Below are 16474 nucleotides of genomic sequence, written 5' to 3' on the forward strand. Positions count from 1 at the left end.
CGGTCAACCTGGGTTGACCGTTTTTTTATGGGCGCTCGGGGGGATTGCGGCTAGCGCGGCTCCGCCAGCAGGGCCTGACAGGCTGCCTCGTCCAGCTGTTCTGGGGCGAGGAAACGCAGGGCATAGTCCCGCCAGACACCGCTGTCGACGAAGAGCTCGAAGAGCGCCCCGTCTATGTGCCGCTCCTGCACCATGCGCAGCATTATGGTCAGCGACTGGGAGACCGTCTTGCCCGACTTGTAGGGGCGATCGCTTGCGGTCAGGGCCTCGAAGATGTCGGCGATGGCCATGATGCGGGCGGGAATGCTCATCTGCTCACCCAGCAGCTGGCGCGGGTAGCCGGTGCCATCCATCCGCTCGTGATGGCCCCCCGCTATCTCCGGCACCTTGCGCAGGTGGCGGGGGAAGGGGAGCCGCTCCAGCATGCGGATGGTCTGGATGATGTGATCGTTGATCTTGTAGCGCTCCTCCTCGGTGAGGGTGCCACGAACGATGGCGAGGTTGTAATGCTCCCCCCGGTTGTAGAGATGGGTGGGGACCCTGACCTTGAAGCCCCAGGGATTGTGCCTGGCCAGGTTGTCGTGGGCGGGGCGGGGAATGAGGTGGACCGGCTTGTCGGCCAGCAGCGGCTCGCGGCAGGGCAGCGGAGCCGCCTCCCCGGGATGGCGTCTGAGTTCCTCCGGGCTGACGCCGAGGCGATCATCCAGGGTACGCAGCCAGGTGCGGCTGGCGATGGCATCGAGCCGTGCCAGTTTTTCCGGTGCCATCCACTCGCCCCCCAGATTGCACTCGGCGACGAAGGCGAACTCCTGATCCAGCATCTGCCAGGTCGGGGCCACGGCCTCGAGGGCTGCCTGTTGCTCGGGGGCAGGTAATCGGGCCGCCAGCGCCTCTATATGGGCGTCGCGCTTGAGCACCTCGAAGCGGGTGCGGATCTCGTGGATCCTGTCGTAGATGGTCTCAAGCTTGGTGGCCTTGTCGACCACGAATTCAGGTGTGGTGACCTTGCCGCAGTCGTGCAGCCAGCTCGCGATATGGATGGCCTCCCACTCCTCGTCGTTGAGGGTGAAATCGCCAAAGGGGCCCTGGCGTTGGGCGCAGGCCGCCTCCGTCAGCATGCGGGTCAGCTCGGGCACGCGCTGGCAGTGGCCTCCGGTGTAGGGGCTCTTGGCGTCGATGGCGCCGGCGATGAGCTCGATGAAGGCCTCCAGCAACTGCTTTTGCTCCTCCAGCAGGCGCTGATTCTCGATGGCGGAGGCGGACATGCCCGCCAGCGCCTCGATGAGGCTGATGCGCGACGCCAGCTCCCGTGGCGCGCAGTCCGGCAGGATCAGCAACAGGCAGCCGATCAACTCCTGGCGGTGGTTGTAGAGGGGCTCGGCCAGCAGCTGGCGGGGGCCGGGGAAGGGGCCCCAGTCGACGAGGTAGTGCGACCACTGCTCGGCATTGAGGGGCAGGCTGAGCCGCTCGGAATGATAGAGGCCGCCGAGCAGGGACTCCTGCCAGTGCACCCGCTCACAATCCAGGGGCTGCCGTTGCCAGATGGCCTGAACCGCCTTCATCTGCTTGTCCTGGGCCAGATAGAGGCAGCCGCCCTCCGCCTGGGCCGCCGCCACCGTCTCGTGCAGTATGCGGCTGAGCAGGGAATCGAAGCGGTGCTCCGCCGCCAGCGCCAGACCCATGCTCATGAAGTTGCCCAGAGTCAGCCGCATGCTGGACATGGCGCGGGCGAGATCGTCTATCTCGCGGATCGCCGAGTCTGGCCGCTCGCTCTCGCCGAAGTCGAAGTGCTGGATCCGCTCGGCCTCTTGCGTCAGTGCCAGCAAGGGGGCGGCGGTGCGCCTCGCCACCAGCCAGATGACGGGTAGCAGCAGCAGCAGACCGGCCAGGGCCCAGGCCAGGTTACGCAGGGCATCGTGGCGGGCCGGGGCGGTGAGTTCGTCCGCCGGTACCAGCAGGGCCAGGTAGAAGGGGGAACCCTCGTCGAGGGAGGAGAGGTTGACCAGCCAGTCGCTGCCATCCTCGGCGGCCAGGGTCAGCTCGGTCGGCGCGTGCAGCAGGGTGGGCCTGGATGCCATCTCCTGCTGCAGCTTGGCCAGTATGGGGTGCTTGAGCGCCGACAGCATGGGCAGGCGACTCAGCTGTTCGAAGCTGGGCAGCCGCTTGGGATCCGTCGCCAGCAGGGTACCGAACTCGTCGAACAGCACCAGCTGGCAGTGGCTCGGCAGGGGCAGCTCGCCGATGAGGGAGGAGAGCCCCTCCACGCCTGCATCCAGCCCTATCACCGCCCGGCGATCGTCGCTCTCCACCGCCAGCGTCATGCCCGGCTCCTTGGTGGTGAAGAAGAGATAGGGGTGGGTCACTATGATGCCCGTGCCCCAGCGGGCCTCCTTGTACCAGCCGCGATCGCGGGGATCGAACTGGTAGTCCGGCATGGGCCGCCGCTCCAGCAGCCGCAGGCGCTGGTTGAAATAGAGAAACTCTCCCCGGCCCTCAGTCAGACTCTGCACCAGCAGGTGGCTTCCGGGAGGGGGGGTGTCCAGCACCCCCCTGGCCCGCTCGGTCAGCTTGCGTACCAGGAAGAAGTCGCCGTTCTCGTAACCGGCATAGATGGCGCCATAGCTGGCGCTGTTGGCCAGCACCTCGGCCAGCTGGGGCAGGTAGCCGAGGCGGGACTCCAGGCTGGTCATGGCGGCCAGCTGGCCACTGCGCAGCAGGCTCAGGGACATGCGGGCCGGGCGCTGGTTCAGCTTGATGGCGAGCGCCAGCTGTTCCCTGTACTGCTGGAAGTTTTGCCGTTCGTGCTCCAGCCCCTGCTGCAGGCCCTGCTGGAACTGCAGCATGATGAGGGCGCCCCCCAGCACGGAGAACAGCAGTATGAAGAGGGTGGCAATGTGCACGTAAAAGGGCTTGCTGCCGAGGCTTGCTTTTGTCATGGACCTATCCTTGTCCTACGGGCGCTTCCCGCGATGATCTGCCAACAGTGTGCTCGCAAGATGACAAAAAGCATAGGAGGTGGGGCCAGAAGAGGAACCGTTATCTTCCGGCGTTCCCCTTGCCGCGAGCTGCATGGCGCGGGTCCCGACAGCCTGGTCAGGTGATTCATTCAGATATCTCGTGCTACATTGCTCCACTGGTGAATCGCCTGTGAATCAATGGAGTGTCCCATGTCTGCCATCCCCTATTCCGTCCTGGATCTGGTGCCCGTCCCCGAAGGAAGCCAGCCAGCCGAGTCGTTTCGTCATTCGCAGGATCTGGCCCGCCATGCCGAGCGCTGGGGCTACCACCGCTACTGGCTGGCGGAGCACCACAACATGCCGGGGATCGCCAGCGCCGCCACCTCGGTCCTGATCGGCCATCTGGCCGGTGCCACCAGCACACTGCGGCTGGGGGCCGGCGGCATCATGCTGCCGAACCACTCCCCTCTGGTTATCGCCGAGCAGTTCGGCACGCTGGCCTCTCTCTACCCGGATCGCATCGATCTCGGTCTCGGTCGCGCGCCTGGCACGGATCAACGCACCATGCAGGCGCTGCGCCGCCAGCGCAGCGGCGAGGTGGATGACTTTCCGGCGGACGTGCGCGAGCTGATGGGCTACTTCGGTGACGAGGTCGGCGCCGTGCAGGCGGTGCCCGGTCAGGGGCTGCATCTGCCCATCTGGCTGCTGGGTTCCAGCCTCTACAGCGCGCAACTGGCGGCGGCAATGGGCTTGCCGTTCGGCTTTGCCTCTCACTTTGCTCCCGGCCTGCTGTTGCAGGCACTCGAGATCTACCGTACCCAGTTCCGCCCTTCCGCGCGCTGGCCAAAGCCTTATGCGGTGGTCTGCATCAATGTGATCGCTGCCGACACAACCCGGGAGGCCCGCTTCCTGTTCACCACGCTCCAGCAGCAGTTCCTGCGCCTCTATCGGGGTGATGCCGGCAAGCTGCCGCTGCCGGTGCAGAGTCTGGGAGAGGAGTGGTCGCCCCGGGAGCTGATGGCGATGGAGCAGACCCTGGCTCGATCCCTGGTGGGGGATCCGGATCAGGTGCGTCACGGCCTCAAGGCCCTGTTGGCCGAAACCGGGGCCGACGAGCTGATGTTCAACGGTCCCATCGTCGATCATCAGGCCAGGTTGCGCTCTTTCGAGATCGCCGCCGAGCTGATGCGGAGCCTGTGAAGGCCTGACCGGGCGCGCTGGTCTGTGCGCCCGGGCATAGGTATCAATCCAACAGCTAGTTACAACTGATTGATTTTAAAGAATAGTCAGGTGGATGTCGGCCCTATGTCGTGTCACCTCTGGCCTCACCGGCCCTATGCTGGCCCTGTCAGTCACCACAAGGAGTTCGAGATGATCGTCAGGAAGTTGAGATTGCAACGGGGTTGGTCCCAGGATCAGTTGGCGACCCTGACTGGCTTGAGTGTCCGCACCATACAGCGGATCGAGCAGGGCCAGCAACCTGGACTGGAATCCCTCAAGGCCCTGGCCTCCGTCTTTGAGCTCGATGTGACTCAACTGCAGGAGAGCGAGATGAAAGGGAACGAGACAGATAGTCAGGGGACAGTGCATGTGGCCAGGGATGAGCGGGAGGCGATGAAGTTCGTCGAGGGGCTCAAAGGCTTCTACGGCCACCTCATCAGCTATGTGCTGGTGATAGGGGGTCTGTTTGTCATCAACTACCTGAGCAACCCGGACTATATCTGGGCCTGGTGGCCCATGCTGGGCTGGGGGCTGGGCCTGATGTCCCACGCCATCAACCTGTTCCAGCCGTTCAAGCTGTTCGGGCCCGACTGGGAGCGACGCCAGGTCGAGAAACGGCTGGGGCGCAAGCTGTAAGCCGCTACCTCACCCCATAAAGCACGGGCCCGGCAATGCCGGGCCCGTTTTATTGTCCGTCTATCGCCTAACTCGGTGCTGGCTGGGCGGCTGCACCGACGGCTTATTTGGCGTAAGCGGGGCAGGGGGTAGCTATCAGGGCATCGTCTTCGTAGCGCCACAGGGTGAGGCTGTTGCCCCAGACGCAGCCGGTGTCCAGCCCCTTGATGTCCGCCTTGCCGGTGGCGCCCATCAGGGCCGCCCAGTGGCCGAACACCAGTATGGGATCGTCCACGTGGTGCTCCCGCTGCTCGAACCAGGGGCGCAGGCCAGGGGTGGACTCCGTGGGTCCCTTCTTGCACTTGAAGTCGAGTCGGCCGTCGAAGTAGCAGAAGCGCATCCGGGTGAAGCTGTTGATGATGTAGCGGTAGCGCTCTATCCCCAGCAGATTTTCGTCCCAGGTATCGGGCTGATCGCCATACATGTTGTGCAGCAGCCAGCTGTACTGATCGCCGCGCAGCAGCGTCTCCACCTCGCGGGCGCAGCTGCGTGCCGTGTGGGCATCCCAAGCCGGAGAGAGACCGGCATGGACCATCATGATGGGCAGGTCCGGGTGCTCCGCCAGCAGGGGACGGTGGCGCAGCCATTCCAGCAGCTCGTCCCGATCCGGGGCCTCCATCAGGGCCTGCAGCTTGTCTTTCTTCTTGAGGGGGGCGACCCCATGAGCCACCGCCAGCAGGTGCAGATCGTGGTTGCCGAGCACGGTCACGGCGCGGCTTCCCAGTGATTTGACGAAGCGCAGGGTGTTGAGAGAGTCCGGCCCGCGGGCGACCAGGTCGCCGCACAGCCAGAGGGTGTCGTTGTCGGGGTCGAATTCGGCAAGATCCAGCAGACGGCGCAGATCGTCGTAGCAGCCCTGGATATCACCGACGAAACAATTCGCCATGAAACCTCAGTTGATAATGTTGGGAACGGCCAGTGTGAAAGGGGCTATGGGGGCCTCAAACTGCTGCCCCGATTCGTCTTGCAGGGTGTAACTGCCTTCCATCACGCCGAAGGGGGTGGCCAGCGGTACGCCACTCTGATAGCTGAAGGTCTCGCCGGGGGCGATGAAGGGCTGCTCGCCCACGACCCCGGGACCTTCCACTTCCAGCATCTTGCCATTGGCATCCGTGATGAGCCAGCGCCGGTGCAGCAGCTGCACCTTGCCCGGCCCCAAATTCTCTATCTCGATGAGATAGAGAAAATGGTAAGGATCCTCGGTGCCCGCCACATAGCTGGGGTGCGGGCGAACCACTATCCGGGGGGATGCCATGGGATCAGGCCTGCTGCTGATCGGCCAGCCAGTTGGCTATCATGACGAACTGCTCGAGGGAGAGGTTCTCCGGGCGCAGGTTGCCATCTATGCCAAGCTCGGTCAGCTGAGCGTCTGTGATGAAGTTGGAGAAGCTGTTGCGGATGGTCTTGCGACGCTGGCCGAAGCCCTCGGTGCAGACCCGGCTCAGGCAGCGCAGATCCTTCGCGACTATGGTCGGGTTCTTGTGTGGCACCAGTCGCACCACGGCGGAGTCCACCTTGGGGGCAGGCTTGAAGGCACCCGGGCCCACTTCCAGCACCGGGATCACCTGGCAGTAGTACTGGACCATGACGCTAAGGCGGCCATAGGCCTTGCTGCCCGGGCCTGCGCACATCCGCAATACCACTTCCTTTTGCAGCATGAAGTGCATGTCCTCCACCCGGTCGGCGAACTCGCACAGGTGGAAGATGAGCGGGGTGGAGATGTTGTAGGGCAGGTTGCCGAAGATGCGCAGGGGCGGTTTGCCTTCTCCCATCAGGGTGCCGAAGTCGAAGCGCATGGCGTCGGCCTCGATCACCGTCAGCTTGTCCTTGAGGGTCGGGTGCTCGCGCAGGCGAGCCGCCAGATCCCGGTCAAGCTCGACCACAGTCATCTTGTCCATCTGGGAGGCGACCGGTTCGGTCAGTGCCGCCAGACCCGGGCCTATCTCCACCAGGTTCTGACCCGGCTGCGGGTTGATGGCGGCGACTATCTGATCGATCACATAACGGTCGTGCAAGAAGTTCTGACCGAAACGCTTACGGGCCGTGTGGCCCATGTGCACCTTGTTGCTCTGCACCTTACTGCTCATATCTTTTTTTCTCTACCATCTGGATGGCGTGGTTAATCGCGGTGATCAGGCTGCCCGAGTCTGCCAGGCCCTTGCCTGCCAGATCCAGCGCTGTGCCGTGATCCACCGAAGTACGGATGAAAGGAAGTCCGAGGGTGATGTTGACCGAGTTGCCAAAGCCCTTGTATTTGAGCACTGGCAGCCCCTGGTCGTGGTACATGGCGAGTACCGCATCCGCATCCTTGAGGTATTTCTCCTGGAACAGGGTATCGGCAGGCAAGGGGCCGACCAGATCTATCCCTTCCTGGCGCAAGCTGGCCAGGGCGGGTTCGATCACGTCGATCTCTTCACGGCCGAGATGGCCCCCTTCCCCGGCATGGGGGTTGAGGCCGCAGACGTAAATTCTGGGGTGTGCTATGCCGAACTTGCCCTTGAGATCCGCATCCAGGATGCGGATCACCTTGGCAAGGCGCTCCTGCGTGATGGCCATGGCCACGTAGGCGAGCGGGATGTGGGTGGTCGCCAGCGCCACCCGCAACCCTTCGGTGGCCAGCAGCATCACCACGTCTGCGGTGTCTGACTGCTGGGCGAAGAATTCGGTGTGGCCGCTGAACGAGACGCCCGCCTGATTGATGATCCCCTTGTGCACCGGGCCTGTCACCACGGCGGCGAATTCGCCGCTCAGGTTGCCGTCGCAGGCGCGCTGCAGGGTGGCCAGCACATAGGCGCCATTGCCCTCGTCGAGCTCGCCCGGCACCACGGGGGCACCGAGGGGAACGGCACACACCGTCAGGGTTCCCGCCCGCTGACCCCTCACGGGGGCAGCGGCATCATAGGGTTCCAGTTCGATGGGCAGCCCCAGCAGGGCGGCGCGCTCACGCAGCAGCGCCGGGTCGGCGATCACCACCAGCTGGTGCGGCCAGTCCCGCTGGGCTATCTGCAGCACCAGGTCCGGGCCTATGCCGGCGGGCTCACCCGGCGTGATGGCAAGACGATGGCTGTTCATCTGCTCATCGCCCATTAATTGGGTTCGATCTGGATGTAGGCTTCGTCGCGCAGCTCATCCAGCCAGGCCTGGGACTCTTCGGTGAAGCGACGGTTGAAGATGAGCTGATAGGCGCGCTGCTCCTGGGCCTTGCCGGTGGCATCCTGGCTGCGGCGATCTTCCAGCTGCACTATGTGCCAGCCGTGGCTGGTGCGGAAGGGCTCGCTGATCTGGCCCGGTTGCAGGCGGTTGACCATGTCGCGGAACTCCGGCACATAGACGTTGGGATCGGACCAGCCCAGCTCGCCACCCTGCACCGCAGAGCCCGGGTCTTCGGAGTACTTCTCCGCCATGCTGGCGAAGCTGGCCTTGCCGCTCTTGATGTCGTGCAGAATGCCGTCCAGGGTTCCCTTGGCCTTCTCCTCGCTCAGTATGATGGAGGGCTTGATCAGGATGTGGCGGGCCTTCACCTCGGTCTGCATCACTTGCTGCTGACCCTTGGTGTCGAAGATCTTGACGATGTGCAGACCGGCGCCCGAGCGCAGCGGCCCGACTATGTCACCCTTGCTGGCGCCCTGTACCGCCTCTGACATCAGGGTGGGCATCTCCTGCGGGCTCATCCAGCCCCAGTCACCCCCTTCCAGGGCCTTGGGACCGTTACTCTCTGCGATGGCCAGCTTGCGGAAGTCTGCCCCTTCCTTCAGGGCGGCAAGGATGCGTTCTATCTTGGCCTTGGCGGCGTTGAGCTGCTCGGCGCTCGGGTTGTCAGGCAGGGCAACCTGGATGTGGCCGACGTGGTATTCGCTCTGTTGCTGACCCTGCTTGCTCAGGGCCTCGACCACCTGCTTAACCTCCTGCTCGGAGATGTTGATGCGGCGGCGCACCTGGCTGCGGCGCACCTCGTTCATCAGGATCTCGCGGCGCACCTCTTCCCGGTACTGGGCATAGGTCAGCCCTTCCCGCTCGAGCTGGGCACGGAGCTGCTCCAGGTTCATCTTGTTGTCGGCGGCTATGCTCTGGATGGCCTGCTCCAGCTGGGTATCACTGATCTTGAGCCCCTGGCGATCCGCCAGTTGCAGCTGCAGGCTCTCCTGGATCAGGCGATCCAGCGCCTGCTTGCGCAGGGTGACGTCATCGGGCAGGGATTGGCCGCTCTCCTGGGCGGAGGCCTTCACCTTCTGCACCAGGGCTTCCTGCTGACTGGCCAGCACCACGTCCTTGTTGACCACGGCAAGCACCTTGTCCACCAGTTCGGGCGCGGCGAAGGCACCCTGGCTCATGACTCCAAACAGGCCTGCGGTCAGCAGGGAAATCAACGTCTTCTTCATATCCATCTCTCAAGGCGTTTGCCAGACCCGTTATTGGTCTCGCAGGTTAAACGGACGAATGTAAGGCAGTGCTTCGGTATCCAGGGAGGTACCCTTGGAGCCGGTACCCACGCTACCCAATCCTTTCATTTCAAATTGAATGCCGAGGCTGCGCTCGGACGTCGGGGCCAGGTTCACGTTGTCCGGCGTATTGACCCACTCCAGGTTGAAGTTGATGCTCCAGCAGCAGGAGTCATATTTCAGACCCACCTTGCGGTCAACTTTGACGTTCTGGTCGAGCTCCTGATAGTAGCCGCCATAGAGGTGCCACTGATCGTTGAGCGGTGTGGTCAACAGCAGGCCGATCTGGTTGAGATCCGTCACCTCGCCCTTGCGATCCAGGTCGTAGTTGGCGTCCCGCACGAAGCGGTGGCTCAACTGGCTGATCAGCTTCTCGTGGCGGTACTCCAGGGCGCTGTTGGAGGAGCTTATCTGACGCTGCTCCAGGTCATATTGCGCCCCGGCATGGGCATACCACTGCTCGTTGATCTTGGCGTCTCCCTCGAATGAGAGCGGGGAGCGGGTATTGGTGCTCAGCGCGTCGCTGGAGTAGAGCTTGACCCTGGGGGCCACGAAGTCGAAGGCTTGGGCAACGGCCAGCCGAATTCGTTCATCGCCGGCCGGATCATAGATGCGGGTGGTGACGCCGACCGAGAGCCGGTTGGAGTCGCTGATGCGATCCAAGCCGGCGAAGCGACGGTCGCTGAACAGGCTGTAGTAGTCCTGGCGCATGGTGGTGGAGTCGTAGACACCTATGTTGTCCTGATCCTTGTAGGGCACATAGAGGTACTGGAACTCAGGCTCCAGGGTCTGGCTGGCCCCTTCGCCGAACCATTGCTGGTTGCGCTCGAAGGTCATGCCGCCCTTGAGGCGAAACGAGGGCAGAACCCGGGTGATGATGCCCTCTTCCAGGGTGACATCCCCCCCACCTTGCGGAGTGAACCTGTTGGTGAAGGTGCTGCTCATGTCATCCGGCACCGTCTGATCGTAACGGGTGTACATCAGCTTGTACTGGCTGTCGAGGAAGTAGCCGGCTTCGTCGATGAGCGGTATGGTCAGGGTGGGCGCCGTGTAGACACGGGTGCCGGTATAGGCCTCTCCCTGGTTCTGCTGGACTGCCTGGTCGTTGTTGTAGCCAAAGTTGGTCAGCTCTGTGCTCCAGGCCAGATCGTACCAGCTGCCCTGCTGGTAGTAGTTGTGGTTGATGCGCGGCATCAGCTCGTGGGGCTGCTGGGCGCTGGCCAGCAGAATTTGGTAGGTCCGCACCTCGGCATTGAGGTTCCAGTTCTGCTGGAAGTAGCCGGCCGTGAGGGACTGCTGCAACTGGTTGTCGACCTGGGTGCCCACGCTGGGGGAGAAGTCGTTGAAGTAGTTGTAGTCCCGATCCCGCACCTTGGTGTAGTCCACCGACACTCGCAGGGTGTTGTCCATGAACATGGAGGTGTGGCGGGCGTTGAGCAGATAGCGATGCCCGTCGGACAGGTAGTCATTGAGGCTGTCCGTCTCGTCGTACTGCTTGTCATCCGCCAGGTTTTCGAAATAGAGGCTGCCCGAGTGGGCCGGATCCGGCATGTAGCGGAACTCGACCTGCTCCATCAGGCCCCGTCTGTCCATGAAGCGGGAGGTGATGGTCGAGTCGTAGTTGGGGGCTATGTTCCAGTAGAACGGCTGGGTGATGTCCATGCCGTTCTTGGAGCTTTGGGTATAGCCGGGGTAGAGCAGGCCCGTCTTGCGCTCATCCTTGATGGGGAAGTTGATATAGGGGAAATAGAAGACCGGATAGTCATAGAGCCAGAGGCTGGCGTTCCAGGCTTCCCCGAACACCTCGGACTGATCGATGTCTATGCTGCCAGCTTTCAGGGTCCAGGCTTCCTGACCCGGGGGGCAGGTAGTGTACTGGGCGCCCTCCAGGGTGATGTTCTGGTTGTTGTTGGTCATGGTGACTTTCTCGGCGAAGCCGCGCACCGGTGAGCCATGTACCTGATACTTGCCCTCTTCCAGTTCGGAATTCTTGGTGTCCAGGTTGGATTTGAGGGTCTTGTCGCTGGTGACAGTAATCTGGCCATCGTTGTAATAGATGTTGCCGATGGCGATGACATCCCGGCTCTTCTGATCCAGCTGGGCGTAGTCGGAGTCAAATTTGCGCACGCCCTGACGAACCTTGACGTCACCTTCATAGACGGCGGTACCGCCCTGCTTGGCCTCCAGGCGATCGGCATCCACTTCGACGGGCTGGGCATTGGCGTCCTGACTCGCGCTGGGTTTCTCGACCTTGGGGACATAGTCATAGCAGAGGCTGTTGAGGATCCCGGTGGCCGGTGGCGCGTTGAGGGGCGCCGCCTGGACCGTGAGCGGACTCAGGGCAGGAACAAGGCTGATGGTCAGGGCGATGGGATAAGAAGACCCCAGTGTCCATTTTGTCATGTGAAGGGCTCGCGCAATCCGTAGTAAAAACGGTTGATTCAGGGCATGCATTTTATGTCAGGATCCATCGAGTTGACATTGCATGTCATTGCTTTATGTTAGCCGGCAATGATAAAGCATTATTGCGGCCAGGGCTAACAGCCAAGTGCTGCTTTCCAATTTGGTTCCCGACTCATGCACGATCGCACTTCCCTGCTATTGCAATGGGCACGCCGGATTACCGGTGATGCCAACCTCCAGTTGACCCTGATCTCCGGTGACGCCAGTTTCCGCCGCTACTTCCGTGGTGGTGGCCTGGTGTGGGTGGATGCTAATCCGAAAACCGAAAAAAATCATGAATTCGTTCGCAATGCGGCCGCCCTGCACGCCGTGGGGCTGCTGGCTCCCGAGGTCAGGGCGGTGGACTACGAGCAGGGCCTGCTGGCGGTCAGTGACCTTGGCGATACCCAGCTTATCGGCTGCCTGAACGATGGCAACGTGCTGGCCTGGTATGACAAGGCCATAGGGCTGCTGCCCCGGCTGGGAGCTGTCGGGCTGGCGCTCGAGCCCTTCGACGAGGCCTTCATGGCGCGCGAGAATGCCATCTTCCCCGAGTGGCTGCTGGGTCATCACCTGAACCTGATTCTCGACGAGACCGAACAGCAACTGCTGGACGAGATGTTCGCCTGCCTAACCGAGAACAACCTGGCTCAGCCCCAGGGGGTGATGCACAGAGACTTCCACAGCCGCAACCTGATGGTGTGCGGCGGCGATACGCCGGACGACAGCCGACTTGCCGTCATCGACTTCCAGGACATGGTTATGGGGCCGCTGAGCTACGACCTGGTCTCCTTGCTGAAAGACTGTTACGTGCGTTGGCCCGATGAGGTGATCGAGCAGGGTATGGGCCATGGCTTCGACACCCTGAGCCGGGCGGGCCTGCTCGGCGGGCTCGATTATGCCAGCTTCCGTCGTCACGCCGACCTGACCGGCATGCAGCGCCACCTGAAGGCGGCCGGCCTCTTCACCCGTCTCTACCATCGCGACGGCAAGTCTGGCTACCTCAAGGACATCCCCCGCACCCTGGGCTATGTGGTGGATGTCTGCCACACCCATGGTGCCGAGCATCCGGTGCTGGCTCGCTTCGGCGACTGGTTGCAGCGGGTGGTGCTGCCCGGTCTGGCACGCACCGGGGTGGCCTCATGAAGGCGATGATCCTGGCCGCGGGTCGTGGGGAGCGGATGCGCCCGCTCACCGACCTGCTGCCCAAGCCGCTGCTGGCGGTGGGGGGCAAGCCCCTCATCGTCCACCACATCGAGAAGCTCAAGGCGGCCGGGGTGACCCAGCTTGTGATCAACCACGCCTGGCTCGGCCACAAGCTGGTGGAGGCGCTCGGCGATGGCCGCCAGTTCGGGGTCGAGATCCTGTGGTCGGCGGAGGAGAGCGCCCTCGAGACCGCGGGCGGCATAGTGCAGGCATTGCCACTGCTGGGTGAGGCGCCGTTTCTGGTGATCAATGGCGATACCTGGATTGATGGGGATTATGGCGCTCTGGTGAATCAGCCGTTGGCGGATGACCTGGCCCATCTCTGGCTGGTGCCTAATCCGCCCCAGCACCCTCAGGGGGATTTCTCCCTGCAAGGCGGCCGGGTGCTGGATGCGCCGGCGCTGACCTTCAGCGGCGTCGGCCTCTATCACCCGGCGGCTTTTGTCTCCCTGCCTTGCGGTGCCCGCAAGCTGGCACCCCTGCTGCGCGACTGGATGGCGCAAGGCCGGGTCGGTGGCAGCCTGCTGACCGGCGAATGGCGTGACATAGGCACAGTCGATCGGCTGCGCGAGCTGGATGACCAGCTGCTTGCCGGCACTCATTAACATCACGAGGTCTTGAACCATGCGTATTTGGGGTAAGGTGCTTGGCGCCTTCTTCGGTTTTCTGCTCGGCAACATCTTCGGCGCCCTGCTTGGCCTCTGGATCGGCCACCGCTTCGATCGGGGCATGGGCATTCGGGGGGCGTTCCAGCGTGCCCCCAGCCAGCAGCAGCAGGCGGTCTTCTTCCACGCCACCTTCGCCGTCATGGGCCACATCGCCAAGGCGAGCGGTCAGGTCACCGAGCACGAGATCCGGGTCGCCTCCAGCCTGATGGACAGGATGCGTCTCTCCGGCGAGCAGCGGGTGCGTGCCCAGGAGTCGTTCCGCCAGGGCAAGGAGAGCGATTTCCCGCTGCGGGAAACCCTGGCGGAATTCCGCCGTGCCAGTCTGGGGCAGCGTGACATCTTGCGTTTCTTCCTCGAGGTGCAGCTGCAGGCCGCCTTTGCCGACGGCAAGGTGGAGGCCAACGAGCGCGCCATCCTGCAGACCATAGCGGACGAGCTCGGCTTCAGCCGTATCGAGCTGGGGCGGATCCTGGCGATGGCCGAGGCGCAGATGAACTTCTTCCACCGCCAGCAGCAGAGTGGACAAGGGCAGCAATACCGGCAGGAGGCCCCCTCCCAGGATCGTCTCAAGGATGCCTACCAGCTGCTGGGGGTGAGCGAGAGCGACAGCGATCAGGAGATCAAGCGCGCCTATCGCAAGGAGATGAGCAAGCATCACCCGGACAAGCTGGCCGCCAAGGGGCTGCCGCCCGAGATGATGGAGATGGCCAAGGAGAAGACCCAGGAGATCCAGCAGGCCTGGGAGTGGATCCGCGAGGCCCGCGGCATCCGTTGAACCTTGCCCTTTGCCAGCCATAAAAAATGCCCGTCGATGACGGGCATTTTTGTGTGCGCAAGCCGGGGTTAGTGGCTGTCGACCCAGACGAACTTGAGCACGAACAGCAGGGCCACTACCAGCACGCAAGGGTTGATCTCGCGCCAGCGGCCGGTGCCCGCCTTCATCACGCAGTAGGAGATGAAGCCCACGGCTATCCCCTCTGTGATGGAGAAGCTGAACGGCATCATCACCGCTGTCATGAAGGCCGGAACCGCTTCGGTCAGGTCTTCCCACTTGACCCGGGTCAGCTCGGAGCACATCAGCACGCCCACGTAGATGAGGGCCCCCGCAGCGGCGTACGCCGGCACCATGGCGGCGACCGGGGAGAAGAAGATCGCCAGCAGGAACAGCACGCCGACCACTATGGCGGTCAGGCCGGTACGGCCGCCGACGGCCACCCCCGAGCTGCTCTCGATATACGCCGTGACCGAGGAGGTACCCATAAAGGCGCCGCCCACCGAGCTCACGCTGTCCACCAGCAGCGCCTGCTTCATGCGCGGGAAGTGGCCCTTGTCATCCGCCAGCTTGGCGCGGTTGGTGACGCCGATCAGGGTGCCGGAAGAGTCGAACAGGTTGACCAGCATGAAGGAGAAGATGATCCCCGCTAGGCTGATGTCCAGCGACCCCATCAGGTCCAGCTGACCGAAGACGGGGGTGATGCTCGGCGGCACAGAGACGAAGCCCTTGAAAGTCACGTCGCCGAACAGCCAGCCCAGAGTGGTGGTGACCACTATGGCGATCAGCACGGCGGAGTGCACGCCGCGGGCGGAGAAGATGCAGATCAGGAAGAAGCCGAGCAGCCCCAGCAGGCAGGGCAGTGAGGTGAGGTCGCCCACCGTCACCATGGTGGCGGGGCTCGCTACCACTATGCCGGCGTTGTGCAGGCCGAGCAGGGCGATGAGCAGGCCTATGCCGGCTGTGATGCCGACCCGCAGGGTGAGCGGGATGTTGGCAATCAGCCAGTAGCGCACCCGCAGCAGGGTGAGGATCAGCAATCCTAAGGCGCCCCAGAAGATGGTGCCCATGCCGATCTGCCAGGAGTAGCCCATGCCGGCCACCACCACGAAGGCGAAGAAGGCATTCAGCCCCATGGCGGGGGCCAGGGCGATGGGCAGGTTCGCCAGCAACCCCATGAGAATGCTGCCGATGCCGGCGATGAGGCAGGTAGTGACGAATACCGCCTGGGTGTCCATGCCCGCCGCAGAGAGGATCTGCGGGTTGACGAACACTATGTAGACCATGGTCAGGAAGGTGGTGATGCCGGCGATGACCTCGGTGCGGGCCGTGGTGCCATGGCCTTTCAGGGCAAACAGGCGCTCGAGCAATCCTTGCCCGGCGGCCTGGCTGGCAGCTTGGTGTTGTTGATTCATGTTGGATTCCAATGGGTGACGTGAAATAAGCAGCAGGCGAACGGCCAATCCCATCCATGCGGGGTAAATGGCCCTGTTTCTGGCGACTGAGTGACCAGACTCGTCCTGATACCGTGACAGCGCGCACATTTTTACACAGGCCGCGACGTTTACAAACCCCGGATCTGCGAGGGGGATCAATGAATAGAGTAAAAATTCAAACGTTTGCCCATCGAGAGGTAAAAACAAGGTTCGATAGAGGCTTGTGCTGCGATGGCGACCCTCAGAGGCTCTTGAGGTAGCGCTCCACCAGCTGGGCCAGCACGGCGTCGCTGTGCTCCTGCAAGGTGGCGAGCGTCAGCCCCATGCGCTGCAGCAGCAGGCTGGCCTGCTCTTCGCTCAGCTTGCGCCCCTCAATGAAAAACTCCTGTTCGGGCAACTGCTTGTCATGACGCGGCAGCAGCACCCAGCTCACCCGTTCGGGTTCGATGGCGGCAAAGATACGGCCGGCCGCAGCGCAGAAGGTATCGATGTGGCGCTTGCCATCCGGGCCCAGGCAGCCGGGTTCGATCCGGATCTGGATGGTGAGTCTCTTCGGGGGGGCGCTGGTCTGGGTCATCGGTGAGTGCCGGTAGGGGGAAGCGGGAAGATTGTAAGCGAAAAGGCAAGAGAAAGGGGAGCCCGGGCTCCCCTTGTGACG

14 protein-coding genes are annotated in these 16474 nt (G+C 63.1%); 5 read left to right on the plus strand and 9 right to left on the minus strand.

Annotated features, from left to right (window positions below):
* Window positions 1-50: 50 nt before the first annotated feature.
* Window positions 51-2936: an HD domain-containing phosphohydrolase gene (locus Aeroheme_RS04115; protein ID WP_411166732.1), complete on the minus strand. Its 2886-nt coding sequence runs from the start codon at window positions 2934-2936 to the stop codon at window positions 51-53.
* Window positions 2937-3167: 231 nt separating this feature from the next.
* On the opposite strand from Aeroheme_RS04115, the gene Aeroheme_RS04120 reads away from it, so the two are divergent.
* Together Aeroheme_RS04120 and Aeroheme_RS04125 are read left to right on the plus strand one after the other, a co-directional pair.
* Window positions 3168-4157: a luciferase-like monooxygenase gene (locus Aeroheme_RS04120; protein WP_163155730.1), complete on the plus strand. Its 990-nt coding sequence runs from the start codon at window positions 3168-3170 to the stop codon at window positions 4155-4157.
* Between the two features lie 171 nt (window positions 4158-4328).
* Window positions 4329-4814 (plus strand): 2TM domain-containing protein, encoded by a 486-nt coding sequence (locus Aeroheme_RS04125; RefSeq protein WP_025328116.1) that lies wholly within the window; start codon window positions 4329-4331, stop codon window positions 4812-4814.
* A gap of 103 nt (window positions 4815-4917) precedes the next feature.
* On the opposite strand, the gene Aeroheme_RS04130 is transcribed toward Aeroheme_RS04125, so the two are convergent.
* Genes Aeroheme_RS04130 through lptD form a run of 6 tightly spaced genes read right to left on the minus strand, consistent with a single transcriptional unit; the run spans window position 4918 to window position 11695 of the window.
* Window positions 4918-5739: a symmetrical bis(5'-nucleosyl)-tetraphosphatase gene (locus tag Aeroheme_RS04130; protein ID WP_411166733.1), complete on the minus strand. Its 822-nt coding sequence runs from the start codon at window positions 5737-5739 to the stop codon at window positions 4918-4920.
* Between the two features lie 6 nt (window positions 5740-5745).
* Complete coding sequence (apaG, locus tag Aeroheme_RS04135; protein ID WP_041206340.1) at window positions 5746-6108, minus strand: Co2+/Mg2+ efflux protein ApaG; 363 nt, start codon at window positions 6106-6108, stop codon at window positions 5746-5748.
* A 4-nt stretch (window positions 6109-6112) separates the two neighbouring features.
* A complete protein-coding gene (gene rsmA / locus Aeroheme_RS04140; RefSeq protein ID WP_043130439.1) occupies window positions 6113-6940 on the minus strand; it encodes a 16S rRNA (adenine(1518)-N(6)/adenine(1519)-N(6))-dimethyltransferase RsmA in 828 nt (275 codons plus the stop codon).
* Window positions 6930-7925, minus strand: coding sequence for a 4-hydroxythreonine-4-phosphate dehydrogenase PdxA (pdxA, locus tag Aeroheme_RS04145; RefSeq protein ID WP_106887867.1), 996 nt, complete (start codon window positions 7923-7925; stop codon window positions 6930-6932). Before pdxA ends, rsmA begins: the two co-directional genes overlap by 11 nt.
* Before the next feature lie 14 nt (window positions 7926-7939).
* Window positions 7940-9232: a peptidylprolyl isomerase SurA gene (gene surA, locus Aeroheme_RS04150; protein ID WP_411166734.1), complete on the minus strand. Its 1293-nt coding sequence runs from the start codon at window positions 9230-9232 to the stop codon at window positions 7940-7942.
* Window positions 9233-9262: 30 nt separating this feature from the next.
* Window positions 9263-11695, minus strand: coding sequence for an LPS assembly protein LptD (lptD, locus tag Aeroheme_RS04155; protein WP_411166735.1), 2433 nt, complete (start codon window positions 11693-11695; stop codon window positions 9263-9265).
* 174 nt (window positions 11696-11869) lie between these two features.
* Between lptD and Aeroheme_RS04160 the strand changes: the two genes are divergently transcribed.
* Genes Aeroheme_RS04160 through djlA form a run of 3 tightly spaced genes read left to right on the plus strand, consistent with a single transcriptional unit; the run spans window position 11870 to window position 14383 of the window.
* Entirely contained in the window at window positions 11870-12880 is a 1011-nt protein-coding gene (locus Aeroheme_RS04160) for an aminoglycoside phosphotransferase family protein (RefSeq protein ID WP_234690449.1), read from the plus strand.
* Window positions 12877-13545: an N-acetylmuramate alpha-1-phosphate uridylyltransferase MurU gene (gene murU, locus Aeroheme_RS04165; protein ID WP_234690448.1), complete on the plus strand. Its 669-nt coding sequence runs from the start codon at window positions 12877-12879 to the stop codon at window positions 13543-13545. Before Aeroheme_RS04160 ends, murU begins: the two co-directional genes overlap by 4 nt.
* A gap of 19 nt (window positions 13546-13564) precedes the next feature.
* Window positions 13565-14383, plus strand: coding sequence for a co-chaperone DjlA (gene djlA, locus Aeroheme_RS04170; protein WP_163137104.1), 819 nt, complete (start codon window positions 13565-13567; stop codon window positions 14381-14383).
* A gap of 68 nt (window positions 14384-14451) precedes the next feature.
* Here djlA and Aeroheme_RS04175 read toward each other — a convergent pair whose 3' ends face one another.
* Both Aeroheme_RS04175 and Aeroheme_RS04180 read right to left on the minus strand, forming a co-directional pair.
* The gene (locus tag Aeroheme_RS04175; protein WP_139745139.1) at window positions 14452-15795 is read right to left on the minus strand and encodes an NCS2 family permease; all 1344 of its coding nucleotides are present in this window, start codon (window positions 15793-15795) and stop codon (window positions 14452-14454) included.
* A 262-nt stretch (window positions 15796-16057) separates the two neighbouring features.
* Window positions 16058-16393, minus strand: a complete 336-nt coding sequence (locus tag Aeroheme_RS04180; RefSeq protein WP_106885938.1) for a hypothetical protein — start codon at window positions 16391-16393, stop codon at window positions 16058-16060.
* Window positions 16394-16474: the final 81 nt, after the last annotated feature.

Source organism: Aeromonas sp. DSM 116730, assembly GCF_046581335.1.
Taxonomy (GTDB): domain Bacteria; phylum Pseudomonadota; class Gammaproteobacteria; order Enterobacterales; family Aeromonadaceae; genus Aeromonas; species Aeromonas rivipollensis.

Coding starts and splice junctions, on each gene's coding strand:
- Aeroheme_RS04115 (WP_411166732.1), bottom strand. CDS start 2,936: ATGACAAAAGCAAGCCTCGGCAGCAAGCCCTTTTACGTGCACATTGCC.
- Aeroheme_RS04120 (WP_163155730.1), top strand. CDS start 3,168: ATGTCTGCCATCCCCTATTCCGTCCTGGATCTGGTGCCCGTCCCCGAA.
- Aeroheme_RS04125 (WP_025328116.1), top strand. CDS start 4,329: ATGATCGTCAGGAAGTTGAGATTGCAACGGGGTTGGTCCCAGGATCAG.
- Aeroheme_RS04130 (WP_411166733.1), bottom strand. CDS start 5,739: ATGGCGAATTGTTTCGTCGGTGATATCCAGGGCTGCTACGACGATCTG.
- apaG (WP_041206340.1), bottom strand. CDS start 6,108: ATGGCATCCCCCCGGATAGTGGTTCGCCCGCACCCCAGCTATGTGGCG.
- rsmA (WP_043130439.1), bottom strand. CDS start 6,940: ATGAGCAGTAAGGTGCAGAGCAACAAGGTGCACATGGGCCACACGGCC.
- pdxA (WP_106887867.1), bottom strand. CDS start 7,925: ATGAACAGCCATCGTCTTGCCATCACGCCGGGTGAGCCCGCCGGCATA.
- surA (WP_411166734.1), bottom strand. CDS start 9,232: ATGAAGAAGACGTTGATTTCCCTGCTGACCGCAGGCCTGTTTGGAGTC.
- lptD (WP_411166735.1), bottom strand. CDS start 11,695: ATGACAAAATGGACACTGGGGTCTTCTTATCCCATCGCCCTGACCATC.
- Aeroheme_RS04160 (WP_234690449.1), top strand. CDS start 11,870: ATGCACGATCGCACTTCCCTGCTATTGCAATGGGCACGCCGGATTACC.
- murU (WP_234690448.1), top strand. CDS start 12,877: ATGAAGGCGATGATCCTGGCCGCGGGTCGTGGGGAGCGGATGCGCCCG.
- djlA (WP_163137104.1), top strand. CDS start 13,565: ATGCGTATTTGGGGTAAGGTGCTTGGCGCCTTCTTCGGTTTTCTGCTC.
- Aeroheme_RS04175 (WP_139745139.1), bottom strand. CDS start 15,795: ATGAATCAACAACACCAAGCTGCCAGCCAGGCCGCCGGGCAAGGATTG.
- Aeroheme_RS04180 (WP_106885938.1), bottom strand. CDS start 16,393: ATGACCCAGACCAGCGCCCCCCCGAAGAGACTCACCATCCAGATCCGG.